Source organism: Streptomyces sp. NPDC059355, from assembly GCF_042752335.1.
In the GTDB taxonomy this organism is placed as follows: domain Bacteria; phylum Actinomycetota; class Actinomycetes; order Streptomycetales; family Streptomycetaceae; genus Streptomyces.
This window is the reverse complement of sequence record NZ_JBHYXN010000028.1, coordinates 75,001-101,643: the sequence shown is the minus strand read 5'-3', so window position 1 is coordinate 101,643 and position 26,643 is coordinate 75,001. Positions and strand designations below refer to the sequence as shown.

Sequence of the window (26,643 nt, the reverse complement as noted above, 5' to 3'; positions counted from 1 at the left end):
AAGGGCACGGAAAACCTGTGGATGTTGAGCAGTCAACAGTTATCCACAGGGCTTTCGGGATCCGATCGTCCGCGGGACCGTCGGGGCATGACGAACGACCGCGAATCACGCACCCCGTCCGACCGGCCCGCCATCGGCCCGTCCGGGCCAGCCCTCGCCCCTCGGATCACCCTGCGCAGCCCGGCCGAACTGGCCGACGCGCTGCCCTACATGCTCGGATTCCATCCGAGCGACTCCCTCGTCATGGTCACCGTGCACGGCGAGGGCGGGCGCTTCGGCGGCCGGCTCCGCGTCGGCATCCCCACGGCCCCGGCCGAATGGGAGGACACCGCCCGGCAGGTCGCCGACTGCCTGGTCCGCGGCAGTGAACGGCGCGGCGCCAAGCCCGACGGCATCGTCGTCTACCTCTGCCAGGACCCGGTGGACGGCGAGAGCGGCCAGCGGGTCATGACCCGGCTGCGGCCGCTGGCGCAGCGCATCCGGCTGGCCTGCGGCGCGCTCGACGTGCCCGTGATGGAGGCACTGTGCCTGTCCGCCGGTCGGTACTGGTCCTACTGCTGCCCCGACGAGCGGTGCTGCCCCGCGGAGGGCAGCCCGCTGGCCGCGACCGGCACCTCGGTGATGGCGGCGACGGCCACCTTCGCCGGACTCCAGGTCCGGGGCTCCCTCCGGGAGATCGAGGGCCGGCTGGTACCCCTGTGCGGCGGCGTTGCGGCGGAGATGGAGCGGGCCCTGGACCGGGCGGCAGCCGCCCTCGTGCCGAAGATCCTCGACGGCGCCACCCGCGAGGAGGTCGGCGCGGAGACGGTCACGCTGGCCCGCACCCTGGTGCAGCGGATGACCCTCGCCCCACCCGTCGAGGGGGGACCGGGAGCCGACGACTGGGACGATGCGCTGCTGGGCCACGACGAGGCCGCCACCGTGATCCTCGGTCTCCAGGACCGCGAGGTCCGCGACATCGCCGCCGAGTGGATGGAGGGTGAGGAGGCGGCCCCCGCCCTGCGGCTGTGGCGGGCGCTGGCCCGCCGCTGCGTCGGCGCCTACGGCGAGCACGCGGCGGCCCCGCTCACCCTCGCCGGCTGGGTCTCGTGGTCCACCGGGGACGAGCCGACGGCACGGATCGCCCTCGGGCTGGCCCTGCGGGCCGACGCCGAATACCGCTTCGCCCAACTGCTGCACCACGCCTGCAACGAGGGCATCGACCCGGAGGGGCTGCGTGCCTGCCTGCGGGAGGAGCGGCGGCGCCGGGAACCGCGCCGGGGGCGCGTCGCGGCCACCACCCGCCCGCCGGGCCGCCGGGAGGCGAAGCCCCGCCGGGAGCCCCGCCGCGCCGCGGGGGGCGACCAGTGAGCCGGGACCGGGACCGGGGCCGGGGTGCGGGGAGTTCCGTGCGGCGGATCCGGGGCGTGGCCGTGGCCGTCCTGCGGCGCGGGATCCGTCACCGGCACGGCCCAGTACGGGCGCAGCCGCCACCGGGGCCCGTGACCCGGGCGGGGGCGGGGCCGTTCAGCTGGAGGGTGGCGGGGGCCCGGCCGCGCCGCCGCCCAGCGAAACAGGCCGGAGCGCAGACAGCCCAGACAAGGCGACCCATGGCCCCCTCCGTACCGCCCGCCCGCAGGACCGAGTTGCCGCCCGTGCACGGCGCCGTCATCTGCGTCGCCGCACCCTGCCTGGTCATCTCGCCGGAACACGGCCAGTTGACCGGGCGTGGGATCGACGGGATCTACCGCTCCGGACGCAGGCTGCTCTCCCGCTGCGTGCTCCGGATCGGCGGCCGGGACCCGGTCGCCGTCCAGGGGCGCAGCCTCGGTTCCGACCGGGCCTCCTTCACCGCGACCGTCCGCACCGGGGCCGACGCGGGCCCCGATCCCGACATCGGGGTGGAGCGGGTCCGGCACGCGGACGGCACCGAGCGGATCACCGTGCGGAGTTTCACGGCCCGGCCGCTGCGCCTGCCCGTGGAGCTGCTGCTCGGCACCGACCTGGCCGAGCTGGCCGCGGTGGCGGCCGGCCGGGCCGGTCCCGAGCTGCCGGCCGGGGTGCACGCCGCCGGGCTGCGCTGGACCAGCGGGGAGGCGCAGGCCGTCATCACGGCCGAGCCGGCCCCGGACGACGCGCTGGCCTCGGCGGGGCTGCTGCGCTGGCAGCTCGAACTGGGGCCCGGCGAGTCACGCACCATCGAGCTGCGGACCACGCAGGACCGCGTTTCGCGGGCCCCGGCCGGTCAGGTGGCCAATCCGCTGGCCGGCGCCCGGGCCGAGGGGGACGACCCGCGGGTCGAGGTCTGGTTCCGCCGCAGCGTCGAGGACCTCGGCGCGCTGCTGATGCGGGACCGGGAGGAGCCGGCCGACGCCTTCGTCGCCGCCGGGGTGCCGTGGCGGCTCGGGCTCGCTCCGGCGGAGTCCCTCTGGGCCGCCAGGATGGCGCTGCCGCTCGGCACCGGGCTCGCGGCGGCCACCCTGCGCACCCTGGCGCGGACCCAGACCGGCGGCCGGGGCCCCGACGCCGGGAAGATTCCGGGGCCGCTGCGCGGGGCGGGGCCGCAGCTGCCGCCCGGGTGCACCGGCACCGAGGCGACCCTCGCCTTCCCGGCGGTGCTCGCCGAGGCCCGGCGCTGGGGGATGCCAGAGGAGGAGGTGGCCCGGCTCCTCCCGGCGGCCGAGCGGTGCCTGGACTGGCTGCGCGGAGCCCTGGGGCCGGACGGCTTCCTGGCCGATCCCGATCCCGGGCCGCGGCGCTGCGAGACCCAGGCCCACGCCCACCGGGCCGCGCTGCTCGGGGCCGACCTGCTCGCCGGATGCGGGCGGCCCGGGGCCGAGGAGTGGCGGGAGTGGGCGGCCGCACTCGGCAAGCGCTTCCAGGACGGGTTCTGGATCGACGGCCCGGACGGCGGCCGGCCCGCGGCGGCCCTGCACCCCGACGGGAGGCCGCTGCCCCGGCTGACGGGAAGCGCGGCCCACCTCCTGGACACCGGCCTGCTGGGAGGCGGCCTGCTCGCCCCCGGGCTGCTGGACCGGGTCCGCACGGAACAGCTGGCCCGCCTCCTCGGGGCCCCCGCCATGGATTCCGGCTGGGGCCTGCGGAGCATGGCGTCGCGCGAGCCGGGCCACAACCCCTTCGGCCACCGCTCCGGAGCGGTGCGGGCGTACGAGAGCGCCGTGGCGGTCGCCGGGCTCGCCCAGGCAGGTTTCGAGAAGGAGGCCGCCGGTCTGCTGCGGGGTCTGCTCGACGCCGCGGAGAGCTTCGGGTACCGGCTGCCGGAGATGTACGCCGCCGAGCAGCGCACCGCGGGCAGCGCGCCCCTCCCGCATCCGGCGGCCTGCCGCCCCGCCGCGGTGGCCGCGGCGGCCGGGGTGCACGCCCTGACAGCCCTCGCAGGGATCCGTCCCGACGCCCCTGGGGGTACCGTCGCCGTCGTCCCGCTGCCGGGTGCTCCCCTCGGCGCCCTGCGCTTCTGCGACCTGCGGGTATCGGGGCAACCGTTCGCCGTCCGGATCAGCCGGCTCGGCCTCGGCATGGTGGAGGAGGCGGCCGATGCGCTCCAACTGGGCGGGTAGCTTGGGGACCGCCGCCTGCGGGATCACCAAAGCTCTGTTTATCGTCAAGCAGACGACTATGATCGCGGCATGTCGCCCTACGACCCGTCGGCCTATCCGCCCTTCGCTGTCACCGTCGACCTGGTCGTGCTCACCGTGCGGCGTCACGCGCTCTGCGCGCTGGTCGTCCGGCGGGGTGAGCAGCCGTTCCAGGGACGCTGGGCCCTGCCCGGCGGCTTCGTCCGCGGAGACGAGGACCTGTCCGCGGCCGCCGCCCGCGAGCTCTCCGAGGAAACGGGCCTGTGCGCGCACGACCCGGCCGATCCGGGCGCGGGCAACGGGGCACACCTCGAACAGCTGGCCACGTACGGGGATCCGAAGCGTGATCCGCGCATGCGTGTCGTCAGCGTCGCGCATCTGGTCCTGGCTCCGGACCTGCCCGCACCCCGGGCGGGCGGAGACGCCAACAGCGCGCGCTGGGCCCCCATCGACGAACTCCTGGCGGCCTCCGACGAGGCGGCCGCGGGGCTCGCCTTCGACCACGCCCGGATCCTCGCCGACGGCGTGGAGCGGGCTCGGTCCAAGATCGAATACTCCTCGCTGGCCACGGCCTTCTGCCCGCCCGCGTTCACCGTCGGCGAGCTGCGCCGGGTCTACGAGGCCGTGTGGGGCGTGGCCCTCGACCCGCGCAACTTCCACCGCAAGGTCACCGGGACCCCCGGGTTCCTGGTGCCGGCCGGAGGGACGACGACCCGTCAGGGCGGCCGTCCCGCCCAGCTGTTCCGGGCCGGCGGCGCGACCCTGCTCAACCCGCCGATGCTGCGCCCCGAAATCTGACGCGTCGACACGGGCGCGAACGCGCCCCGGCTACCCAGAAAATCGGACATATCGCGTTATCTTGTTTGCGGTACTCACATTGCCGCAGAGCGGTCTCACCCCCCGCGAGAGAAGCGATGCTCCAGGCCATCGGACTCACCAGCACACCCCGTCGAGACCTCCCGCCCCTGGTGGACGACCTCACCCTCGAGGCCCGCCCGGGAACCGTGACCGCCCTCCTCGGCGAACCGGGATCGGGCAAGACCACCGCACTGCGGCTCATGCTCGAACTCGAACCGGGCCGCGGCGTCACCTACTTCCGCGGCCGCCCGCTGCACCGGATCCCGTACCCCGGCCGTGAGGTCGGGGTACTGCTCGCAGACGTGCCCGGCAACCCGTCGCGGACCGTCCTGAGCCAGCTGCGGATGCTGTGCGCCGCCGCCGGGGTGCCGGCCTCCCGGGCCGACAGCATGCTGGAGGTGGTCGGCATCGCGGGCCTGCGCGACCAGCGGCTCGGCTCGCTCTCGCTCGGCATGGAGCGCCGGGTGGCACTGGCCGCGGCCCTGCTCGCCGACCCGTGCACGCTGCTCCTCGACGAGCCCGCCGCCGGACTCTCGCCCCGAGAACACGGCTGGCTCCACGGGCTGCTGCGCGGACACGCTTCCCAGGGCGGCGCGGTGCTCTTCACCACCGCCGACGCCAAGGAGGCCGCCCGCGGTGCGGACCGGGTCGTCAGCATCGCGGCGGGCCGGCTCGTCGCCGACCAGGACGCGGCCGAGTTCGCCCGGACCCGGCTGCGGCCCCGGGTCGCCGTACGCAGCCCGTACGCCGGCCGGCTGGCCGACGTGCTCGGCCGGGAGGCCCGGGCCGCCCAGCGCGCGGTGGAGATCGTCGAGGAGAGCGGCAGCCGCCTGTCGGTGTACGGCAGCAGCTGCGCGGAGGTGGGCGAGGCGGCGTTCCGGCACGGCGTGCTGGTCCACCAGCTCGCCGACGAGACCGGGGACGCGGGCGCGCCGCGCCCGCCCGTACCGCCGGCGCCGCAGGCGCGCACCGAGCCGGATGGCGCGGACCCGGCACCCAGGAGATCTGCCGCCGCCACCTCCGGCAGTGCGCGGCCGGCCTCCACGGTGCGCCGGGTGGGCGGGCCGCTGCGGCCGCTGCGCTACGAGCTGTGCCGGGTCTTCGGCACCGCCACGCCCCTCCTGACCGCGGCCGTGGTCGTCGCCGTCTCCGCCGTCACCGCACTGGCGCTGGCCCGGGCCGGCGGCACCCCGCAGAACCGGCTGCTCGCCGCCTGGCCGGAGCTGCTGCCCCTGCCCCCCGCCGCCCTCGGCGCCGGACTGCTGGGCGCCCTGGCCTTCGGCGAGGAGTACCGCTACCCCGCGCTCGCCGCAGACCGCGGCACCGTGCCGCGCCGCATGGGCCTGCTCGCCGCCAAGCTCGCGGTCTGCGCCGCCCTCGCCCTGGCCTTCGGCGCGCTCGCGGTCACCGTCGACGCCGCCGCGCTGAAGCTCGTCTTCGACCGCGGCCCGCTGCGCGCCCCCGGGGAATGGCTCTCCCCCGTCGTGAGTTGGGCCGGACTGCTCATCGGCTGCGCCTGGGCCGGGGTGCTTGCCTCCGGCGTCTTCCGGTCGGCGGTCGCGGGCCTTGCCGCCGTGCTCGCCGTACCGGTCATCGTCGTGCCGCTCGTACGCAAGGCGCTGGACGGGCCGTCCGCGTACGCGGCGAGCGGGCTCGCGGCCCGGCTGCGCGGGCTGGCCTGGGCGCAGTGGCCCCCCGAGGCGGACCGCCTGGTCCTGGGCGCCCTGCGGGTGATGGCCCAACCCGTCGGCACGGCGCTGCTGTTGTCGCTGATGGTTCTGTTGTGCGCCTATGCGTTCACAGGACTGCGCAGCCGCGTCCGTTGGTAAAGGACCGTTGCTGATCGATGTGGTGCCGGAGAAGGTCTGAAGGGGACCGATCCGGTCCACATCACGTGAACCGGACCACAACTCCTCGCAAAGGGCCCGGTTCTTTACGATAAGTCGTCAATTGCGTAGGTGGCACCGATCACCCTTTCGTGTGCTTTTCACCAAAGACCTCAAGGGTCATCCAGGCGCGGCCGACAAAGGATTCGTGAGTACCCTTGCGCACACCATGATGACCGCCGCCCGCCATGCAGACTCCGGCCTTGCCGGCCCGGGCGAACTCGACCGCTACCCCTACGCGGAGGCCTCCGGGACCGACCGCGTCGCAGTGCCCCACTGGGACGGCGCCGACGTCGAGTTGAGCCGGGTGGGCCGCCGCGCGGCAGGCAGCCGCGGCCGCGGACTGCACGGCCAACTCGTCCAGCAGCTCGGCCAGATGATCGTCTCCGGCGACCTCGGCGCAGACCGCCCCCTGGTCCCCGAGGAGATCGGCCAGCGCTTCGAGGTCTCCCGCACGGTGGTCCGCGAATCGCTGCGCGTGCTGGAGGCCAAGGGCCTCGTCAGTGCCCGCCCCAACGTCGGCACCCGCGTCCGGCCGGTCGCCGACTGGAACCTGCTCGACCCCGACATCATCGAGTGGCGCGCCTTCGGCCCCCAGCGCGACGACCAGCGGCGCGAGCTGAACGAGCTCCGCTGGACCATCGAGCCGCTCGCCGCCCGCCTCGCCGCCGGCCACGGGCGCCCGGACATCCAGCAGCGCCTCGCCGACATGGTCGAGATCATGGGCCACGCCCTCGGCCAGGGCGACGCGATCACCTTCGCGCGCGCCGACAACGAGTTCCACGCGCTCCTCATCCAGGTCGCGGGCAACCGCATGCTGGAGCACCTCTCCGGCATCGTCTCCGCCGCCCTGCAGGTCTCCGGCACCCCCATCACCGCCTGCGACCGTCCGAGCGAGACGTGCGTCGCGCACCACGCGCGCATGGTCGAGGCCCTCGCGGCAGGCGACGCAGTGGGCGCCGAGAACGCCATGCGCCAGCTCCTGACGGTGCACCCGGAGGTCGAGCGCGTGGTCCCCGCCCCGCGCGAGCACTGACGCGCAGAGGCCCGGCGGCGCGGGCGGCGGGGCGGTCGGGCGGTCGGGGTGTGACTCGGGCCACGAAGATTGGGCGTAACACTCCGCGAGGTCGAGCGATGACCTAGAGAGGTGATGGCCGACGGAGGGAAGACAGCAGCCCTTGCGGGTGCTGTGCAGCTCCCCGGCCCCTGCCCGCGCCCCCGGCCCATCCCCAGTCGGTGGTCGTCGGCTCCGGTTCAGCACCATCCGGCCGGGGTCGGAAGCCGTTTCCATCGTTCCGAGAGGTTGTTCGTGTCGGCCAGCACATCCCGTACGCTCCCGTCGGAGATCGCCGATTCCGAGTCTGTGATGGCGCTCATCGAGCGGGGCAAGGCCGAGGGGCAGATCGCCGGCGATGACGTGCGTCGGGCCTTCGAGGCTGACCAGATTCCTGCGACCCAGTGGAAGAATGTTCTGCGCAGCCTCAACCAGATCCTCGAGGAAGAGGGTGTGACGCTGATGGTCAGTGCCGCGGAGTCGCCCAAGCGCACCACCCGCAAGAGCGTCGCAGCGAAGACCCCGGCCAAGCGGACGGCCACGAAGACCGTCGCGGCGAAGACGACGGCCGCGCAGACCGTCGCCGCCGCGGCACCCGCGGCCGAGACGGTGGACCCGGAGCCCGTGGACGCTCTCGCGGAGGAGCCCGGAACCGAGCCGGCCGCGAAGAAGACCGCGGCGAAGAAGACGGCGGCCAAGAAGGCGGCCCCTGCCAAGAAGACCGCCGCGAAGAAGACCGCGGCGAAGAAGACCGCGGGGAAGAAGGACACCGACGAGGCCGGCGAGGAGGAGTCCTCCGAGGAGGGCCCCGGCGCGGTCAAGGCGGAGGGCGAGGAGGAAGAGGACGGCGGCGAGAGCAAGGGCTTCGTCATCTCCGATGACGAGGACGACGCCCCGGCCCAGCAGGTCGCCGTGGCCGGAGCCACCGCCGACCCGGTCAAGGACTACCTCAAGCAGATCGGCAAGGTCCCCCTCCTCAACGCCGAGCAGGAGGTCGAGCTCGCCAAGCGCATCGAGGCGGGCCTGTTCGCCGAGGACAAGCTGGCCAACTCCGACAAGCTGGCGCCCAAGCTCAAGCGCGAGCTGGAGATCATCGCCGAGGACGGCCGCCGCGCCAAGAACCACCTGCTGGAGGCCAACCTCCGCCTCGTGGTCTCCCTGGCCAAGCGCTACACCGGCCGCGGCATGCTCTTCCTGGACCTGATCCAGGAGGGCAATCTGGGCCTGATCCGCGCGGTGGAGAAGTTCGACTACACCAAGGGCTACAAGTTCTCCACGTACGCGACCTGGTGGATCCGGCAGGCGATCACGCGTGCCATGGCCGACCAGGCCCGCACCATCCGCATCCCGGTGCACATGGTCGAGGTCATCAACAAGCTCGCCCGTGTGCAGCGCCAGATGCTCCAGGACCTGGGCCGCGAGCCCACCCCGGAGGAGCTGGCCAAGGAACTCGACATGACCCCCGAGAAGGTCATCGAGGTCCAGAAGTACGGCCGTGAGCCGATCTCCCTGCACACCCCGCTCGGCGAGGACGGCGACAGCGAGTTCGGCGACCTCATCGAGGACTCCGAGGCGGTCGTCCCGGCCGACGCCGTGAGCTTCACGCTCCTCCAGGAGCAGCTGCACTCGGTGCTCGACACCCTGAGCGAGCGCGAGGCCGGCGTGGTCTCGATGCGCTTCGGCCTCACCGACGGCCAGCCGAAGACCCTCGACGAGATCGGCAAGGTCTACGGCGTCACGCGCGAGCGGATCCGTCAGATCGAGTCCAAGACGATGTCGAAGCTGCGCCACCCGTCGCGCTCGCAGGTCCTGCGCGACTACCTGGACTGATCCCTGGACCGGCCGGGCACGCGGTGGTCCGGCCGGGGCCGTACGGAGGTGGCCGTGCGCGGGTGCGCACGGCCACTTGGCGTCCCACTCTGGGTGGAGTCATGCACACTCGGAGTCAGGAGGCCTCATGCGTCGTCCCTTTTCCCGTGCTCTGGCGGGCGCGCTGACCCTGGTGGCGGGGGCGGCCGCGGCGCCGCTGGCCCAGGCGCCGCAGGCAGCCGCGGACAGTGTGGTGATCGGCGGGAAGCCGGTGAAGGCGGCCGACAGCCCGTGGGTGGTGGCCCTCGCCAGCCGTGACCGGTTCGGGGGTACGCGGGGCGGCCAGTTCTGCGGCGGCGTCATCGTGGGCCCGACCAAGGTCCTGACCGCCGCCCACTGCCTGGGCCGCCAGGTGCTGGGCGGCCCGATCGAGTCCGTCCCCGACTTCCGGGTGATCACCGGGCGTACGGAGCTGCGCGCGGAAGAGGGCCGCGAGATCCCGATCCGCTCGGCCCGGGTGAACCCGGCCTACGACGCCCGCAGCAATGCCGGGGACCTGGCCGTACTGGAGCTGGCCGAGGCCGTGCCCGCCCACTACGTGCTCCCCATGGCCGGGGCGGGGCATCCGGGCTACGCGGCGGGCGGCGAGGCGGCGGTGTACGGCTGGGGGGACACGAGCGGATTCGGCGACTACGCGTACGCGCTGCGGGCCGCGCGCGTGACGGTGCTGGCGGACGACGTCTGCCGGCGCGCCTATCCGGGAGACGCCGACGGGCAGTACCGGCCCGACTCCATGGTGTGCGCGGGACACCGCGACGGCGGCCGGGACGCCTGCCAGGGGGACAGCGGTGGGCCGCTCGTCGCCCAGGGCAGGCTCATCGGGCTGGTGTCATGGGGGCGCGGCTGCGGGCGCCCCGACAGCCCGGGCGTGTACACGAAGATCGCGCCGCTCACGGGCTTCGTGACAGCCCCGGAGGCGGCCCCGCGGCGAAGCGACGGCCACGACATCGCGTGGGGTGCCGAACGGGGCTCCGTACCGGCCGCACGGCCCGTACGGGGGCATGTGGCGCAAGAGCCGCCGGGTTCCGCGGGAGCGCCGGGGGGCACACACCGGCCCGGGGGGCGCTAGGCCGCCCCGCCATCCTGGCTCCGGACGTGAGGACGGGCGGCACTCCTGGGTCTCAGGGGTGCCGCCCGTCGACCGGCCTGGCCGGTCCTGGCTCGTCGGATGCGAGGTATAGGCCTGTGTCAGCGGTCCTCGGTGTCGGCATTGGCCGTCGGAGCGGACGTGAGCCGCTCGGTCTCATCCTGTATATCCGCGGCGATCTTCTTGAGTTCCGGCTCGAACTTACGCCCGTGGTGGGCGCAGAACAGCAGTTCACCGCCGCTCAGCAGGACGACGCGCAGATATGCCTGGGCGCCGCAACGGTCGCATCGGTCAGCGGCCGTCAGCGGGGTCGCGGGTGTCAGAACAGTAGTCACGTCGCCTCTTCTCTAGCTCGACGAGCTGTCGTACCAGGGTCAACATCCAACCAGGCCGAAAACGTTCCCGCTCGCGGCTTTTCCTCGAAACTTCCTTCCGAAGCTGGCCGGCTGCTGCCGGTTGGCGGCGAAGGAGCCGTATTGCGTTGCTTTACGGTTTCGCGTTGTCAGTCGTTCGCTTGTTGCAGTTCCGTCCTCCCCGGCGGAGTGCCGGTTGTTCATGAGGACGTGCCCGAACCCTAAATGGTTCATGCCTCGAAGGGAACGTGATGTTTGCTTCACCCGACCGGGGGATCGAACACCCGTGCGGTCCTGCACTAGGCTGATGAAGGCGCGAGGGTGGCGTTGCATCGGCTCTACCAGGCCTCGGTACCCTTCGACGGGCAACCGAGCCACCCTGCGCCCGACGGGCCAGAAAAAGAAATTCAGCGAGGAGCGAACTGCGTGACCGCCGACACGTCCGTGCCTTCCAGCGCACTGCTGTCCGGAGCAGACCGGGACGGCTCCAACTACACCGCGCGGCACCTGCTCGTCCTCGAAGGCCTCGAGGCCGTCCGCAAGCGCCCCGGCATGTATATCGGGTCCACCGACTCCCGAGGCCTCGTGCACTGCCTCTGGGAGATCATCGACAACGCCGTGGACGAGGCCCTGGGGGGCTACTGCGACCACATCGAGGTGATCCTCCACGAGGACACCTCGGTCGAGGTCCGGGACAACGGCCGCGGCATCCCCGTCGACGTCGAGCCCAAGACCGGGCTGTCCGGCGTCGAGGTCGTCATGACCAAGCTGCACGCCGGCGGCAAGTTCGGAGGCGGCTCGTACGCGGCCTCCGGAGGCCTGCACGGCGTCGGCGCCTCCGTGGTCAACGCCCTCTCCGCCCGGCTCGACGTCGAGGTGGACCGGGGCAGCTCCACCCACGGGATCAGCTTCCGCCGCGGCGTCCCGGGCATGTTCACCGAGCAGGGCCCCGACAGCCCGTTCGACCCCGCCAACGGCCTGCGCAAGATCAAGCGAGTCGCCAAGGGCAAGACCGGCACCCGGGTCCGCTACTGGGCCGACCGGCAGATCTTCCTGAAGGACGCCCGGCTCACCCTGGACACGCTCTACCAGCGTGCCCGCCAGACCGCCTTCCTCGTTCCCGGCCTGACCATCGTCGTCCGCGACGAGCGCGCCATCGACGGGGCCGGCAAGACGGAGGAGACCTTCCGCTTCGACGGGGGCATCAGCGAGTTCTGCGAGTACCTCGCGCAGGACAAGGCCGTCTGCGACGTGCTGCGCCTGACCGGCCAGGGCACCTTCAAGGAGACCGTCCCCGTCCTCGACGAGCGCGGCCACATGACTCCTACCGAGGTCACCCGCGAGCTCGGCGTGGACATCGCCCTGCGCTGGGGCACCGGGTACGAGACCCAGGTCAAGTCCTTCGTCAACATCATCGCCACGCCCAAGGGCGGCACCCACATCACGGGCTTCGAGCGCTCGGTCGCCAAGACCGTGAACGAGGTGCTCCGCTCGGCGAAGCTGCTGCGCGTGGCCGAGGACGACGTGGTCAAGGACGACGCGATGGAGGGCCTGACGGCGGTCGTCACCGTCCGGCTGGCCGAGCCGCAGTTCGAGGGCCAGACCAAGGAGGTGCTCGGTACCTCGGCGGCCGCCCGGATCGTCGCGGCCGTGGTCGCCAAGGAGCTCAAGGCCTTCCTGACCAGCACGAAGCGCGATGACAAGCAGCAGGCCCGCGCCGTGATGGAGAAGATCGTCGCGGCCGCCCGGACCCGGATCGCCGCCCGCCAGCACAAGGAGGCGCAGCGCCGCAAGACCGCGCTGGAGACCTCTTCGCTGCCCGCGAAGCTGGCCGACTGCCGCAGTGACGACGTGGAGCGCAGCGAGCTCTTCATCGTCGAGGGCGACTCCGCGCTCGGCACCGCCAAGCTCGCGCGGAATTCGGAATTCCAGGCGCTCCTGCCGATTCGCGGCAAGATCCTGAACGTCCAGAAGTCCTCGGTCTCGGACATGCTCAAGAACGCCGAGTGCGGGGCGATCATCCAGGTCATAGGGGCCGGCTCGGGCCGGACCTTCGACATCGACGCCGCGCGCTACGGCAAGATCGTCCTGCTCGTCGACGCCGACGTCGACGGCGCGCACATCCGCTGCCTGCTGCTCACGCTCTTCCAGCGGTACATGCGGCCGATGGTCGAGGCGGGCCGGGTGTTCGCGGCGGTGCCGCCGCTGCACCGGATCGAACTCGTCCAGCCCAAGAAGGGCCAGGACAAGTACGTCTACACGTACTCGGACAACGAACTGCGCCAGACCCTGCTCGAATTCCAGCGCAAGAACGTCCGGTACAAGGATTCGATCCAGCGCTACAAGGGTCTCGGCGAGATGGACGCGGACCAGCTGGCGGAGACCACCATGGACCCGCGCTTCCGCACGCTGCGCCGGATCAACATCGGCGACCTGGACTCCGCCGAGCAGGTCTTCGACCTGCTGATGGGCAACGAGGTGGCGCCGCGCAAGGAGTTCATCACGAGCTCCGCGGCGACCCTGGACCGCTCGCGCATCGACGCCTGACCGGGACGCACACCGGGACCACGGCACACCGGTGCTCTTCGCTCCATCACCTGTTGGAGTGAAGAGCACCGGGACACCAGTCCGGAAAACGTCCATACCGCACATCCTTGTGGGCACGCGGCCAATGCGGCAGCGGACAAGGAGAGTTCGGTGGACAAGCACGAAGGTCCCGATGCCGGAACGATCCGGCTCGACGACCCCTGGTACGACGCGCTCGCCGTCGGCTGGGGGGAGGGCGAGGGCGGGGATCCGCCGCCCCCGCGTCCGGCGGCCGGAGGCCGGGCCGCGCCCGGGGCGTCGGACATCTACCTGGAAGTGCAGCGCAGCGCCGCCTTCCAGGAGGTCCGCAGCCGCTACCGCGGGTTCGTCGTCCCGGCGACCGCCGGATTCCTCCTCTGGTACGTCGCCTACGTGGTCGCGGCGACCATGGCGCCCGGCGTCATGGCCCGGCCCGTGTTCGGTGCCGTCAACGTGGCGCTGCTGGCGGGCCTCGGCCAGTTCCTCAGCACCTTCCTGCTGACCTGGGCGTACGCCCGGCATGCGCGGCTGCGCCGGGACCGGGCCGCGCTCGACCTGCGCTGGACGGTCTTCGAGCAGGAGCGCGACCAGGAGCGGAACCGGAACCAGAACCGGGGGTCCGGCCGGTGACCACCGAACACCAGACGCTCGCCCTGATCCTGTTCAGCCTCTTCATCGCGGTCACCCTGGGCATCACCACCTGGGTCAGCCGCAACCGGCACGGCTCCGCCGAGGAGTTCTACGTCGGAGGACGGCTGTTCTCCCCGATGGAGAACGGTTTCGCCATCGCCGGCGACTATATGTCCGCCGCCTCCTTCCTCGGCATCTCCGGCCTCATCGCCCTCTTCGGCTACGACGGCCTGCTGTACTCGGTGGGCTTCCTCGTCGCCTGGCTCGTCGTGCTCTTCCTCGTCGCCGAACTGGTCCGCAACTGCGGGCGCTTCACCCTCGCCGACGTGGTCGCGGCCCGGATGAGCGAGCGGCCCGTACGGATCGCGGCCGGCGCCTCCTCCGTCACCGTCTCGGTGCTGTACCTCGTCGCGCAGATGGTCGGCGCGGGCAGTCTGGTGGGCCTGCTGCTCGGAGATTCGGGCACCGCCGCCCGGACGCTGACCGTGATCGGGGTCGGCGCGCTGATGGTGGTCTACGTGTCCTTCGGCGGCATGCGGGCCACCACCTGGATCCAGATCGTGAAGGCCGTGCTGCTCATGGGCGGGGCCGTCACCCTCACTGTGCTCGTACTGCTGCGCTTCCACGGGGACTTCGGCCAGCTGCTCACCAGCGCCGCGGAGCGCAGCGGGCACGGGCGGCGGTTCCTGAGCCCGGGGCTCAAGTACGGCGCCGACTGGACCTCCCGCTTCGACTTCATGAGCCTCGGTCTCGCGCTGGTGCTCGGTACGGCCGGGCTGCCGCACATCCTGTCGCGCTTCTACACGGTCCCCACGGCGCGGGCGGCCCGCAGGTCGGTGGTGTGGGCGATCGCGCTGATCGGCGGCTTCTACCTGATGACCATCGTGCTCGGCTTCGGGGCGGCCGCACTGGTGGGCCCGGACGAGGTGCGGGCCTCCAACGCCTCGGGGAACACGGCGGTTCCGCTGCTCGCGGCGTTCCTGGGCGGCGGGGCCGAGTCGACCGGGGGAGCGGTGCTGTTCGCCATCGTGGCGGCGATCGCCTTCGCCACGATCCTGGCCGTGGTCGCCGGGATCACGCTGGCCTCCTCGGCCTCGGTGGCGCACGATCTGTACGCCTCGCTCAAGCGCCGCCACGCGCGCCAGCGCAGCGAGGTGGCCGTGGCCCGGGTCGCGGCCGTCGGGATCGGTGCGGTGGCCATCGCCCTGGGTCTGCTCGCCCAGGACCTGAACGTGGCGTTCCTGGTGGGGCTGGCCTTCGCGGTGGCGGCCTCGGCCAATCTGCCGGTGCTGCTGTACTCGCTGTTCTGGCGGGCGTTCACCACGCGCGGCGCCGTCTGGTCGGTGTACGGGGGCCTGGTGCCGGCGGTGGTGCTGGTGCTCCTGTCGCCGGTGGTCTCCGGCAGCCCGGAATCCCTGTTCCCGGGTGTGAGCTTCCAGTTCTTCCCGCTGCAGAACCCGGGCCTGGTCTCGATCCCGCTGGGCTTCCTCGCGGGCTGGATGGGTACGGTCACCTCGGCCGAGGAGCCGGACGAGGCGAAGTACGCGGAGACGGAAGTCCGCTCGCTGACCGGGGCCGGGGCCGTCTGAGCAGGACGTCCGTCCCCGCCCGCCGGGTCACGAGCCCTCGGACGGCAGCCAGGAGTAGCGGTGTTCCGGGCGTCCTGTCTCGCCGTACCGCAGGGCCAGGGTGACCCGGCCGGTGCGCTCCAGGAGCTTCAGGTAGCGCTGGGCGGTCTGGCGGCTGATGCCGGCGCGGTCGGCGATCTGCTGGGTGGAGAGCGGGCCTTCGGCGGAGCGGAGAACCTGGCGGACCAGCTCGGCGGTGGTGGCCGAGTGGCCCTTGGGCAGCTCGTTCGGGGAGCCGGCCGCGGCGAGGGCGCCGAAGATCCGGTCCACCTCGGCCTGTTCGGCCTCGCCGCCCGTCTCCAGGGTGCGACGCAGGGAGCCGTACGCCTCCAGCCGGGAGCGCAGGCCGGCGAAGGTGAAGGGCTTGACCAGGTACTGGAGGGCGCCGAGGCGCATGGCGGACTGGACGGTGGCCAGGTCGCGGGCGGCTGTGACCATGATCACGTCGGTGCGGTGGCCGAGCTGGCGCAGCCGACGGACCAGGTCCAGGCCGTTCTCGTCCGGCAGGTAGTGGTCGAGCAGGATCAGGTCCACGGTGTGGGTGTCGAGGCAGGCCAGCGCCTCGGCCGCAGAATGGGCCTGGGCGACGACGCGGAAGCCGGGAACCCTGGCCACGTAGGCCGCGTTGATCCGGGCAACACGCATGTCGTCGTCGACGACCAATACGTGGATGTCGTGGATCGGGGTCTCCTTCATCGCAGGGCCTCCGGGAGTACGACGGAGAACTCCGCCCCTCCGTCCGCTGTCTCGCCGGCCCGGGCCGTGCCGCCCTGCCGCTCCGCGAGGCGGCGTACGAGCGCGAGGCCCAGTCCGCGCTCGCGATGTGCCTTGGGCTGCTTGGTCGACCAGCCCTCGGTGAAGATCTCCTCGCGGCGGGCGGCCGGGACGCCGGGGCCGCTGTCCCGCACCCGCAGGATCGCCGTACGGCCTTCGGCGCGCAGCTCGACCTCGACCAGGGGCGTGGCGGAGCCCGCCGCCGCGTCCAGGGCGTTGTCCACCAGGTTGCCCGTGATGGTGACGAGCCCGCGGGGGTCTACGAGGCCGTCGGGCAGGAAGGTTGCGTCGGCGAGCCGCAGCGGGACGCCGCGTTCGGCCGCGACGGTCGCCTTGCCCACCAGCAGGGCGGCCAGCAGCGGATCGTGGACCTTCTCGGTGACCTGTTCCGCGGTGCTGCGGTGCACGCCGACGACCTCGGTGACGAACTCCACCGCCTCCTCGTGCAGGCCCAGCTCCAGCAGGCCGAGGAGGGTGTGGAGGCGGTTGGCGTGTTCGTGGTCCTGCGCGCGCAGGGCGTCGATCAGGCCCTTGGTGGAGTCGAGCTCGCGGCCGAGGTGTTCCAGCTCGGTGCGGTCGCGCAGGGTGGCGACGGCGCCGCCGTCCTCGGTGGGCATCCGGTTGGCGACCAGTACCCGGGGGCCCTGGACGGTGAGCAGATCACGGCCGGTGACGCGGCCGGCGAGGACGTCGGTGGTGCGGCCGGCGCCCAGTACGTCGTCCAGCGGACGCCCGGCGACGGTGGCGGCCGTGTCGGGAGCCAGGCCCAGCAGCCGGGCGGCCTCGTCATTGACCAGGCGGACCCGGCCGTCGCGGTCGAGGGCGATCACGCCCTCGCGGATGGAGTGCAGCATCGCCTCGCGCTCGGCGAGCAGTCCCGCGATATCGGAGAAGGCCAGGTCGCGGGTCTGCCGCTGGATCCGGCGGGACAGCAGGTAGGCGGCGAGCGCGCCGGCCGCGAGGGCGCCGCCCGCGTAGGCGAGCAGGCCCGGGATCGCGCCGAGCAGCCGGTCGTGGACGCTGTCGTAGGCGATGCCGACGGAGACCGCGCCGACGATCTCCCCGTCGGCCGCGACGAGGGGGACCTTGCCGCGGGCGGAGCGGCCGAGCGTGCCCTCGTCGATCTCCATGACGTCGCGGCCCGCGAGGGCGTCGCTCGGGTCGGTGGAGACGGGCAGTCCGATCCGGTCGGCGCCGGGGTGCGAGCGGCGGATGCCGTCCAGGTCCATGACGACCACGTACTCGGCGCCCGTGGCCCGCCGGATCCGCTCGGCCGAGGCCTGCACCGGGCTGTCGGCCGTCGGCCCGGAGTCCAGGAGGTCCGCGGCCAGCGACGGGTCCGCCGCCGCGCTCTGGGCGATGGCCAGGGCGCGCCGCATGGCCTGGTCGTCGAGCTGCGCGCCGAGCGGGGCCAGGAAGAGCCCGGTGGCCAGCACGACGACCCCGGCGGCGATGGCCAGCTGGGTGAGCAGGATCTGCGAGACGGCCCGTCTGGGCAGCCCGAGGCGCCGAGCGCTCATGTGGAGGAACCGCATGACCAGCAACGGTAGGTCGCCTTCGGTCGAAGCGGAATTTCCCATGTGCACGCAAATGGCTTGCGTGATGTGCGTGCAGCTTGTGCAAGGGATGACGGCATAGAAATGTGGTCAGAGCGGTAGACGACTCGGCAAGGCTCTGCAACTCTCGCACGGCACGCCGCAAATTCCTGCCTCACCTGGTTCGGAAAACTCATGCCGAGGGACGAGGCGGCTCGCTCGCGTGGCTGCCCGCGCCGCCCGGGGTGCCGGCCTTCGCCCGCCCCGACGGGCTGGTCTGCGCGGTCAGCCTGTCCGGCGCTCCGGTCGCGTTGCCGACCGCCGGTACGACATCGCGCGCGGGCCGGCGCGCGTCACGGCATCGGCTGCGGCGGGCGGGGCCCCTGGTACTGGCCGCTCGGGCGCATCCGCAGCGGCCGCTCCTGGTACTCCTCCAGCGCGTGCGCCATCCAGCCCGCGGTCCGGGCCACCGCGAACACCGTTTCCCCGGCCTCCGCGGGCATCCCGCCGGACACCGTCAGCACTGCCAGTGCCAGGTCCACATTGGCGTGGAGCCCGCCGCGCCGGGCCGCCGCCGTCGCGACGACCTCCCGGGCGGCCGCCAGCGCCGGCCCCGCCTGCGGTACGCCCTCCAGCCGGGCGAACAGCGCCGTGGCCCGCGGGTCCTCGCCCTCGTACAGCCGGTGCCCCAGCCCCGGAACCCGCCGCCCCGCCCGCAGGTGGTCGGCGACCACCGGCGCGGCCCCACCCCGCTCCAGCGCCTCCACCAGCATCCGGTGCGCGAGCCGTCCGGCCGCGCCGTGCAGCGGTCCTTCGAGCGCCCCGAGGCCGGCCGAGACGGCCGCGTACGGATGGGCCCGCGCGGAGGCGGCCACCCGTACGGCCAGGGTCGAGGCGGCCAGGTCGTGATCGATGAGCAGGGTGAGGGCCAGGTCCAGCGCGGCCAGCGCGTCCGGATCCGGCTCACGCGGCGTCAGCCGCGTCCACAGCTGCCGGGCCAGCTGGCCGTCCCCGCGCCAGCCGGGCCGGCCGAGCTCGGGCAGCGCGCCGACCAGGGTCGGGATGAGGCAGCGAGCGGAGCCCAGAACGGCCTCGGGCGAGAGGTCGAAGCGCAGCGGATCGGCGACCGCGGCGGCCGCCGTCGCCACCCGCAGCCGGTCGATCGGACCGCTGTGCTCGGGCAGCGCGGCCACCGCGCGCCGGGCGGCGGCGAGCGCCTGCGGGGGAGCGGTGAACCGCGCGCCGCGCGGCAGCGCCCCGGTCCAGAGCCACTCGGCGACCTCCTCGTAGGGGTACCGCGAAGCCAGCTCGACGGCGTCCACGCCCCGGAAGTAGTACCGGTCGGGCTCGATGAGCGTGAGCGAGGTGCGTACGGAGAGCTCCGCGCCCGGGGGCGCCGCCGCCTCGCGCCGGCTGCGCAGGGCCAGGGCCTCCACCTCGCGTGCGTCGAAGCTGCTGCCGCGGCCGACAGGATCGCGGCGGCTGGCGAGCTGGCCGCGGCTGACGTACGCGTACACGGTCGCGGGCTTCACCCCCAGCAGTTCCGCCGCCTGCCGGGTGCTGAGCCGGCGTTCGCCATCCGCCTGGTCGTTCATGACACCAACCCTACATATATTGATTCAATCAACATTGACAAGGATTCAATCCATGATGGATGGTCGATTCATGAACACCACCGTCGATGTGCCCCGCGGTCTCGCGGGAGTCGTGGTCACCGAGACCGAACTCGGTGACGTCCGAGGCCGCGAGGGCTTCTACCACTACCGCCAGTACTCGGCCGTCGAGCTCGCCGCGAGCCGCAGCTTCGAGGACGTGTGGCACCTGATGTTCCGCGGCGCCCTCCCGGCCGACGCCGCCGAGCGGGCCGCGTTCGCCGCCGAGATCGCCCCGCTGCGCCGACTGCCCGACGCGGTGCAGGGCGCCCTGCCCGCCCTCGCCCGGGCCACCGCGCTCTCCGGCCCGCTCGCCGGGCTGCGGACCGCGCTCTCCCTGCTCGGCGCCTCCGCCGGGTTCCGCCCCGTGTACGACATCGACCCCGGGCGGCGGGCCGCCGACGCGCTGGCCGCCTGCGCCGCCGTACCGACCCTGCTCACCGCCCTGCACCGGCTGGGGCAGGGCCTGGAGCCGGTCGAGCCGCGCGCGGACCTCCCGTACGCCGCCAACTACCTGTACATGCTCACCGGCCAGGAGCCCGACCCGGCCAAGGCGCGGGCCGTGGAGCGGTACCTGATCTCCACCATCGACCACGGCTTCAACGCCTCCACCTTCACCGCCCGCGTGATCGCCTCCACCGGCGCGGACGTCGCCGCCGCCCTCACCGGGGCGATCGGCGCGCTTTCCGGCCCGCTGCACGGCGGCGCGCCCAGCCGGGCCCTGGACACCCTGGACGCCATCGGCACGGCGGAGCGCATCGAGCCGTGGGTCCGCGAGCGGGTGCTCGCCGGGGACCGGATCATGGGCTTCGGGCACCCCGTGTACCGCACCGAGGACCCGCGTTCGCGCATGCTGCGCGACATCGCGCTCGGGTTCGGCGGTCCGCTCGTGGACTTCGCGGTGGAGGTGGAGCGGCACGTCGAGGAGATCCTCGCCGAGCTCAAGCCGGGGCGGGAGCTGCACACCAACGTGGAGTTCTACGCCGGCGTGGTCATGGAGCTGTGCGGGCTGCCGCGCGAGATGTTCACCCCGACCTTCTGCGCGGCCCGCGTGGTCGGCTGGAGCGCGAACATCCTCGAACAGGCCGCCGACTCGAAGATCATCCGTCCGGCCGCCCGGTACGTGGGCCCGAACCCGCCCGAGCCGGTTCCGGTGCTCGGCTGACTACGATCGGCCGTGTGAACAGCAGTCAGCCCGCCCAGCGGTCCGCTCCACCGCCCGCCCAGCCGATTCCCGTCGTCGTGCTGTCCGGATTCCTCGGATCCGGCAAGACGACGCTGCTCAACCACCTCCTCGGCAACCGGGGAGGCACCCGGATCGGCGTTGTCGTCAACGACTTCGGCTCGATCGAGATCGACGCGATGGCCGTGGCGGGCCAGGTCGGCGACTCGATGGTCTCGCTCGGCGGCGGCTGCCTGTGCTGCGCGGTCGACGGCAGCGAGCTGGACGCGTACCTGGAGAAGCTCTCCGCACCCGTCCACCGGATCGACGTGATCGTCATCGAGGCGAGCGGGCTGGCCGAGCCCCAGGAGATGATCCGGATGCTGGTGGCCAGCGAGAATCCGGCGATCCGGTACGGCGGGCTGGTCCAGGTCGTGGACGCGGCGGAGTTCGACGCGACCCGGGCCAAGCACCCGGAGACCGACCGCCACCTGGCCGTCGCGGACCTGGTCGTGCTGAACAAGACCGACCGGGCGGAGCCGGCCGGCCTCACCCGGATCGAGGCCGAGCTCGGCAGGCTCTGCCCCGGCACGCCGGTGGTGGCCGCCGACCACGGCCGGATCGACCCGGAGCTGCTCTTCGACCGGCGACCGTGGACCGAGACCCGGGGCCAGCTGTCCTTCGAGGACCTGATCTCACAGGCCAGGGACGGCGACGACGCCGATCACGAGGACCACACCGGGCACGCCCACACGGTCTACGACAGCACGGAGTTCGTGTCCGAGCAGGCCCTGAACCCGCGCCGCTTCATCGACTTCCTCGACCGCCGCCCGGTTGGGCTGTACCGGATCAAGGGCTACGTCCACTTCGGCGTCCCCGGCCACGAGGAGCGCTACGAGGTCCACGCCGTCGGCCGCTTCCTCCGCTTCGTGCCGGGCCCCTGGGGCCGTGGCGAGCCGCGCCGGAGCCAACTGGTCCTGATCGGCGCCGGTACGGACGGCCCCGCCCTGCTCCGCGAGCTGGAGGCCTGCCGCGAACCGGCCCCGCAGCACGCACCCCCGGAGAGCATGTGGGGCGTCCTGCGCTACGTCGACCGCCCGCCGCAGCCGGAGGCCGGGCAGGAGCCCGAACCGGAGCTGGAGCCCTGCGAAACCGATCCGTACGGCGATCCCGACTCCGACTGATCAGGCGACCTCGACGCCGTACTCGCCCAGCAGGTCCTCCAGGCCGCCGCGGTAGCCCTTTCCGCCGATCACGAAGTCCCAGTCGCCGTTGGAGCGGCGCCGGAAGGAGCCGAGGACCAGAGCGGTCTCCCCGGCCCGCCCGTCCGAGACGTCCAGCCGGCCGAGCTCCTCGCCGCCGGCGGACAGCAGGCGGATGTGGGCGTCCGTGAATCCGGCGAGGTCGGCGCGCGGATCGACCTCCGGGTCGATCGCGGCCACGAGGACCAGCCGGTCGGCCGACTCGGGCAGGGAGTCGAAGGAGACCTCCAGCGCCGCCTTGTCGGGCGCCGCGTGCGCGCGGGACCGGACCGAACCGTCCGGGGTCCGCGGGTTGTTGAAGAACACGAAGTGCTCCTCGCTCAGCACCCGGCCGCCCGTGCAGACGAGGGCGCACACGTCCAGCGCGACGGACCCCGTCCAGGACATGCCGAGCACGTTGTGGTCCGCCGAGGGGGCGGCGGGCTCGGGCTCGGGCGCGCGCTGCGCCGGACCACCGCCCAGCCGCCCGCGCAGCCCGTACTGGTGCAGGAGCTCGACGAGATCCGCCCCGGGAACCAGCTCCAGCGGCTTGCCGTTGGCAAAGGTGTACGACCCCGGACCGAAGGACGCGGTGGTGACGAGGACCCCCTTGTTCGCCCCCTTGTCCTGGACCGTGCCGTACAGATCACGCACGGCCGTCGGCGGCACCGTGTTCCGGTAGCGCTTGACCTGCACGACGATCCGCCCGCCCCGGATCGGCGCCGGGTCCAGCGCCTCCACGTCCACCCCGCCGTCGCCCGACCGCTGCGTGGTCACCGCCTCCATGCCCATCGCCCGGAACAACTCGGCGACCAGGTTCTCGAAGGCGATCGGATCCATGACGAAGAGGTCCGGCTCGTCCTCGTCCGCGTCGCCCGCCTGCCCGCCATGGCTGACGACCCCTCCGCCGACCTCGTCCGGCCGCCGCCCGGGGCGCACCGCCGCCAGCTGGTCGGGCCGTCCTGACAACTGCCCGCCCAGCCCCGACACCAGACAGTCCACGGCGCTGACCTGCTCCAGGCGCAGCCCCGCGAACGCGCTCCGCGCCGCCGGCACCGTGGAGAGGACGAACCGCGCCTCCTGCCCGGTCGCCGGATCGTGGCAGTCCACGAACCCGTTGACCACGACCGAGTCCAGTACGCCGAACTCGTCCGCCGCGAACAGCTCGCGCACCACCAGCAGCATGCACTGCGCCAGCAGGTCCCGGTACAGGGCCCGACGCTCCGTCACCCGGCGGGGCTTCACCCTGTCCTGGTCCGTACTCGGCAGGTACTGCACCGCACCGGCTTCCGGCACCACCGCGTACCCGGGGAGCTCCCAGTCCAGCACCAGCTGGCGCGCCGCCGGGTCGTACGCGGCCGCCACCTGCCTCGGCAGCGCCTCCGGCCAGGCCGTCGATGCGTACAGGGCGGCCGAGAAGTACTCCACCGCCGCCTCCGCGTCGCCCGTGCGCAGGGCGGCGGCCAGCTCGGTGAGCCCGCTGTTGTGCGCCCGTACCCCGGCGAGCTGCTCCGCGGCCCACCGGTCGTACTGCTGCCGGTACGCGGCCAGTTCCTGCTGCCGCTGCGCCTCCGCGGCGCTCGCGGCCTGCCAGGCCTCGGTGTACCGGGCGTGGGCCTCGCGCTCCGCCTGCGCCCGGTGGCTCGAGCCGAGCGTCCAGCCGCTGCTCTGCTGCTGGAACTGGTCGATGCGCGGCATCGGCACCGGATGCGCCAGGGCCCCGGGGTTGAAGGGTTCCGGCTGCTCGGACCGGGCCAGGGCGGATATCCGGAACGCCGGCGCCCGGCAGCCCGAGACCAGCAGCCCCTTGAGGGCCTCGACCTCGGCGTCGATCTGTGCGGTCCGCCGCAGGGCCTCGGCCTCGCGGTACTGCCGGTGGCTGCGGTTCGCGTCCCGTTCCTGGGTCCGCTGCCGGTCCCGTTCGTACGCCAGCAGCCGGCGCTCCGCCTCCCGCTGCTGGATCACCTGTGTCTGCTGCTGCCGGCGCTGGGCCTCGGCCCAGTCCCCGATCAATCCGCCCGACCGACGACTCATCAGCTGTGTACTCCCCCCACCAACACCCAGAGGGAAAACACTAGTCGGCATTCGGGTGGTACGTCCTCCCGGTCGGACCACCCGAATGCCGCGCTACGTCCTACAGCGCGCCCCCCGCCAGAGCGGCGACGACCGCGGGCAGCGCGACCCCCGATCCGTCACGGCGCGGGTCCACGGCCGGCAGTTCGGCCGGGCTGCCGTTCGCCGCGGCCGCGCGGACCGGAGCGGTGCCGGCCCAGGCCAGGACCAGCAGGTCCTCGCCCTTCAGGAACCGCTGGCAGCGCACGCCGCCGGTGGCCCGGCCCTTGCGCGGGTACTGGTCGAACGGGGTGAGCTTTCCGGACAGCATCGAGTCGTCCAGCGTCCCGTGCGAACCCGCCACCGTGAACACCACGGCCTGGCGGGCCGGGTCCACCGCGGAGAAGTGGATCACCTTGGCGTTCTCGGCGAGCTTGATGCCCGCCATGCCGCCCGCGGGGCGGCCCTGCGGGCGCACCTGGCCCGCCGGGTAGCGCAGCAGCTGGGCGTCGTCGGTGAGGAAGACCAGGTCCTCCTCGCCCGTGCGCAGTTCGACCGCGCCGACGATCCGGTCGCCCTCCTTGAGGGTGATGACCTCCAGCTCGTCCTTGTTCGCCGGGTAGTCCGGCACGACCCGCTTGACCACGCCCTGCTCGGTGCCGAGCGCCAGACCCTGGGAGGACTCGTCCAGCGAGGTCAGGCAGATCACCTTCTCGTCCGCCTCCAGCCCGGAGAGGAACTCCGAGACCGGGGCTCCTCCCGCCAGGTTCGGCGCGGCGTGGGTGTCCGGCAGCTGCGGAAGGTCGATCACCGCGAGCCGCAGCAGCCGCCCGTACGAGGTCACCACGCCGACGTCGGCCCGGGCCGACGCCGCCACCTGCGAGACGATCAGGTCGTGCTTCGCGCGGGAGCCGCCCTCCTCCTCCGGCAGCGGCTCGCCGTTGGCGGTGCGCGCCAGCAGGCCCGTCGAGGACAGCAGGACCCGGCACGGGTCGTCCGCGACCTCCAGCGGAACCGCGGCGACCGCCGTGCCCGCCGACTCCAGCAGGACCGTACGGCGCTCGGTGGCGAACTTCTTCGCGACCGCGGCCAGTTCCGCGGAGACCAGCTTGCGCAGCTCGGTGTCGGACTCCAGGATCCCGGTCAGCTCGTCGATCTCGCCCGTCAGCCGGTCGCGCTCGGACTCCAGCTCGATCCGGTCGAAGCGGGTGAGCCGGCGCAGCGGGGTGTCCAGGATGTACCGGGTCTGGATCTCGCTCAGCGAGAAGCGCTCGATCAGCCGCTCCATCGCCTGCGCCGAGTTGTCGCTGTCCCGGATGATCCGGATGACCTCGTCGATGTCGACCAGGGCCACCAGCAGGCCCTCGACCAGGTGCAGCCGGTCGCGCCGCTTGGTGCGGCGGAACTCACTGCGCCGCCGCACGACCTCGAAGCGGTGGTCGAGGTAGACCTCCAGCAGCTCCTTGAGGCCCAGCGTCAGCGGCTGGCCGTCGACCAGCGCGACGTTGTTGATGCCGAAGGACTCCTCCATCGGCGTGAGCTTGTACAGCTGCTCCAGGACGGCCTCCGGGTGGAAGCCGTTCTTGATCTCGATGACCAGGCGCAGGCCGTGCGAGCGGTCGGTGAGGTCCTTGACGTCCGCGATGCCCTGGAGCTTCTTGGAGCCGACCAGGTCCTTGATCTTCGCGATGACCTTCTCGGGACCGACCGTGAAGGGCAGTTCCGTGACGACCAGGCCCTTGCGGCGGGCCGTCACGTTCTCCACGGCGACCGTCGCGCGGATCTTGAACGTGCCGCGGCCGTTCTCGTAGGCGTCCTTGATCCCCGAGAGGCCCACGATCCGGCCGCCCGTGGGCAGGTCCGGACCCGGCACGAAGCGCATGAGCGCCTCCAGGTCCGCCTGCGGGTAGCGGATCAGGTGGCGGGCGGCCGCGATGACCTCGCCCAGGTTGTGCGGGGGCATGTTGGTGGCCATGCCGACCGCGATCCCGGAGGCGCCGTTGACCAGCAGGTTGGGGTACGCCGCGGGCAGCGCGACCGGCTCCTGCTCCTGGCCGTCGTAGTTGGCGGTGAAGTCGACGGTGTCCTCGTCGATCGACTCCGTCATCAGTGACGTGGCGTCCGCCATCTTGCACTCGGTGTAACGCATCGCGGCCGGCGGGTCGTCGTTGCCGAGCGAACCGAAGTTGCCGTGGCCGTCGACCAGCGGCAGCCGCATCGAGAAGGGCTGGGCCATGCGCACGAGGGCGTCGTAGATCGACGCGTCACCGTGCGGGTGCAGCTTGCCCATGACCTCGCCGACGACGCGGGCGCACTTCACATAGCCGCGGTCGGGGCGCAGGCCCATCTCGTTCATCTGGTAGACGATGCGCCGGTGTACCGGCTTCATGCCGTCCCGGGCGTCGGGCAGGGCGCGGGAGTAGATCACCGAGTACGCGTACTCGAGGAAGGAGCCCTGCATTTCGTCGACGACGTCGATGTCGAGGATCTTCTCCTCGAAATCCTCCGGCGGCGGGGTCTTCGTGCTGCGGCGGGCCATCGCTGCGCGGCTCCTTAACCAAGAAAGAGAGTGTGCTGGGGGTCTGGCGGGTGGTCTGATCGGCGTTGACGGGGTTGTCGCGGACCATTGTGGCCCGAGGCGCCGACAACGCCGACTCCGACCCTGGGGTCACCCCCGGACGGAGGGGTGGGCGAGTGTGAGTCGGGAACTTCTCCGGTGCCC

18 protein-coding genes are annotated in these 26,643 nt (G+C 72.8%); 12 read left to right on the top strand and 6 right to left on the bottom strand.

Going from position 1 to position 26,643, the window contains the following annotated elements:
* Window positions 1–87: 87 nt before the first annotated feature.
* The 7 genes from ACFXGI_RS25220 (at window position 88) to ACFXGI_RS25190 (ending at window position 10,311) form a co-directional block, all read left to right on the top strand.
* On the top strand, window positions 88–1,350 hold the full coding sequence (locus ACFXGI_RS25220) for a DUF4192 domain-containing protein (RefSeq protein ID WP_384710751.1): 1,263 nt from the start codon (window positions 88–90) through the stop codon (window positions 1,348–1,350).
* A gap of 239 nt (window positions 1,351–1,589) precedes the next feature.
* The gene (locus ACFXGI_RS25215) at window positions 1,590–3,557 is read left to right on the top strand and encodes a glycogen debranching N-terminal domain-containing protein (protein WP_384710748.1); all 1,968 of its coding nucleotides are present in this window, start codon (window positions 1,590–1,592) and stop codon (window positions 3,555–3,557) included.
* Window positions 3,558–3,626: 69 nt separating this feature from the next.
* Window positions 3,627–4,373 carry an NUDIX domain-containing protein gene (locus ACFXGI_RS25210; protein ID WP_384710745.1) on the top strand — a complete coding sequence of 249 codons (747 nt, stop codon included), beginning with the start codon at window positions 3,627–3,629 and terminating at the stop codon, window positions 4,371–4,373.
* 116 nt (window positions 4,374–4,489) lie between these two features.
* Window positions 4,490–6,262: an ATP-binding cassette domain-containing protein gene (locus ACFXGI_RS25205; RefSeq protein ID WP_384710742.1), complete on the top strand. Its 1,773-nt coding sequence runs from the start codon at window positions 4,490–4,492 to the stop codon at window positions 6,260–6,262.
* Between the two features lie 151 nt (window positions 6,263–6,413).
* Entirely contained in the window at window positions 6,414–7,355 is a 942-nt protein-coding gene (locus ACFXGI_RS25200) for a FadR/GntR family transcriptional regulator (protein ID WP_384710739.1), read from the top strand.
* Window positions 7,356–7,628: 273 nt separating this feature from the next.
* On the top strand, window positions 7,629–9,203 hold the full coding sequence (locus ACFXGI_RS25195; RefSeq protein ID WP_384710736.1) for an RNA polymerase sigma factor: 1,575 nt from the start codon (window positions 7,629–7,631) through the stop codon (window positions 9,201–9,203).
* A gap of 127 nt (window positions 9,204–9,330) precedes the next feature.
* On the top strand, window positions 9,331–10,311 hold the full coding sequence (locus ACFXGI_RS25190; RefSeq protein WP_384710733.1) for a serine protease: 981 nt from the start codon (window positions 9,331–9,333) through the stop codon (window positions 10,309–10,311).
* 119 nt (window positions 10,312–10,430) lie between these two features.
* Here ACFXGI_RS25190 and ACFXGI_RS25185 read toward each other — a convergent pair whose 3' ends face one another.
* Window positions 10,431–10,664 (bottom strand): hypothetical protein, encoded by a 234-nt coding sequence (locus ACFXGI_RS25185; protein WP_030154305.1) that lies wholly within the window; start codon window positions 10,662–10,664, stop codon window positions 10,431–10,433.
* A 444-nt stretch (window positions 10,665–11,108) separates the two neighbouring features.
* Between ACFXGI_RS25185 and ACFXGI_RS25180 the strand changes: the two genes are divergently transcribed.
* From ACFXGI_RS25180 to ACFXGI_RS25170, 3 genes are all read left to right on the top strand, one after another.
* On the top strand, window positions 11,109–13,229 hold the full coding sequence (locus ACFXGI_RS25180) for a type IIA DNA topoisomerase subunit B (protein WP_384710730.1): 2,121 nt from the start codon (window positions 11,109–11,111) through the stop codon (window positions 13,227–13,229).
* Window positions 13,230–13,379: 150 nt separating this feature from the next.
* A complete protein-coding gene (locus ACFXGI_RS25175; protein ID WP_384710727.1) occupies window positions 13,380–13,877 on the top strand; it encodes a DUF485 domain-containing protein in 498 nt (165 codons plus the stop codon).
* Complete coding sequence (locus ACFXGI_RS25170; RefSeq protein ID WP_384710724.1) at window positions 13,874–15,466, top strand: cation acetate symporter; 1,593 nt, start codon at window positions 13,874–13,876, stop codon at window positions 15,464–15,466. Before ACFXGI_RS25175 ends, ACFXGI_RS25170 begins: the two co-directional genes overlap by 4 nt.
* 27 nt (window positions 15,467–15,493) lie before the next feature.
* Here the strand turns inward: ACFXGI_RS25170 and ACFXGI_RS25165 are convergent, their stop codons facing one another.
* The 3 genes from ACFXGI_RS25165 to ACFXGI_RS25155 form a co-directional block, all read right to left on the bottom strand.
* Complete coding sequence (locus tag ACFXGI_RS25165) at window positions 15,494–16,201, bottom strand: response regulator (RefSeq protein ID WP_384710721.1); 708 nt, start codon at window positions 16,199–16,201, stop codon at window positions 15,494–15,496.
* Window positions 16,198–17,799, bottom strand: coding sequence for an ATP-binding protein (locus ACFXGI_RS25160; protein WP_384710718.1), 1,602 nt, complete (start codon window positions 17,797–17,799; stop codon window positions 16,198–16,200). The genes ACFXGI_RS25165 and ACFXGI_RS25160 overlap by 4 nt, the downstream gene beginning before the upstream one ends.
* A 368-nt stretch (window positions 17,800–18,167) precedes the next feature.
* Window positions 18,168–19,409, bottom strand: coding sequence for a citrate synthase (locus tag ACFXGI_RS25155; RefSeq protein ID WP_384710715.1), 1,242 nt, complete (start codon window positions 19,407–19,409; stop codon window positions 18,168–18,170).
* A gap of 55 nt (window positions 19,410–19,464) precedes the next feature.
* Here ACFXGI_RS25155 and ACFXGI_RS25150 point away from each other — a divergent pair, with 55 nt between their 5' ends.
* Window positions 19,465–20,631, top strand: a complete 1,167-nt coding sequence (locus ACFXGI_RS25150) for a citrate synthase/methylcitrate synthase (protein WP_384710778.1) — start codon at window positions 19,465–19,467, stop codon at window positions 20,629–20,631.
* A 14-nt stretch (window positions 20,632–20,645) separates the two neighbouring features.
* Window positions 20,646–21,812: a CobW family GTP-binding protein gene (locus tag ACFXGI_RS25145; RefSeq protein WP_384710712.1), complete on the top strand. Its 1,167-nt coding sequence runs from the start codon at window positions 20,646–20,648 to the stop codon at window positions 21,810–21,812.
* Here the strand turns inward: ACFXGI_RS25145 and ACFXGI_RS25140 are convergent, their stop codons facing one another.
* Window positions 21,813–23,903, bottom strand: a complete 2,091-nt coding sequence (locus tag ACFXGI_RS25140; protein ID WP_384710709.1) for a restriction endonuclease — start codon at window positions 23,901–23,903, stop codon at window positions 21,813–21,815.
* Window positions 23,904–24,003: 100 nt separating this feature from the next.
* Window positions 24,004–26,460 carry a DNA topoisomerase (ATP-hydrolyzing) subunit A gene (locus ACFXGI_RS25135; protein ID WP_384710706.1) on the bottom strand — a complete coding sequence of 819 codons (2,457 nt, stop codon included), beginning with the start codon at window positions 26,458–26,460 and terminating at the stop codon, window positions 24,004–24,006.
* Window positions 26,461–26,643: the final 183 nt, after the last annotated feature.

What these genes read in the sequence shown, in the direction of transcription:
- ACFXGI_RS25220 (WP_384710751.1), top strand. Translation starts at nt 88, where the DNA reads ATGACGAACGACCGCGAATCACGCACCCCGTCCGACCGGCCCGCCATC.
- ACFXGI_RS25135 (WP_384710706.1), bottom strand. Translation starts at nt 26,460, where the DNA reads ATGGCCCGCCGCAGCACGAAGACCCCGCCGCCGGAGGATTTCGAGGAG.
- ACFXGI_RS25215 (WP_384710748.1), top strand. Translation starts at nt 1,590, where the DNA reads ATGGCCCCCTCCGTACCGCCCGCCCGCAGGACCGAGTTGCCGCCCGTG.
- ACFXGI_RS25155 (WP_384710715.1), bottom strand. Translation starts at nt 19,409, where the DNA reads ATGAACGACCAGGCGGATGGCGAACGCCGGCTCAGCACCCGGCAGGCG.
- ACFXGI_RS25150 (WP_384710778.1), top strand. Translation starts at nt 19,465, where the DNA reads ATGGATGGTCGATTCATGAACACCACCGTCGATGTGCCCCGCGGTCTC.
- ACFXGI_RS25210 (WP_384710745.1), top strand. Translation starts at nt 3,627, where the DNA reads ATGTCGCCCTACGACCCGTCGGCCTATCCGCCCTTCGCTGTCACCGTC.
- ACFXGI_RS25190 (WP_384710733.1), top strand. Translation starts at nt 9,331, where the DNA reads ATGCGTCGTCCCTTTTCCCGTGCTCTGGCGGGCGCGCTGACCCTGGTG.
- ACFXGI_RS25140 (WP_384710709.1), bottom strand. Translation starts at nt 23,903, where the DNA reads ATGAGTCGTCGGTCGGGCGGATTGATCGGGGACTGGGCCGAGGCCCAG.
- ACFXGI_RS25165 (WP_384710721.1), bottom strand. Translation starts at nt 16,201, where the DNA reads ATGAAGGAGACCCCGATCCACGACATCCACGTATTGGTCGTCGACGAC.
- ACFXGI_RS25160 (WP_384710718.1), bottom strand. Translation starts at nt 17,799, where the DNA reads ATGAGCGCTCGGCGCCTCGGGCTGCCCAGACGGGCCGTCTCGCAGATC.
- ACFXGI_RS25205 (WP_384710742.1), top strand. Translation starts at nt 4,490, where the DNA reads ATGCTCCAGGCCATCGGACTCACCAGCACACCCCGTCGAGACCTCCCG.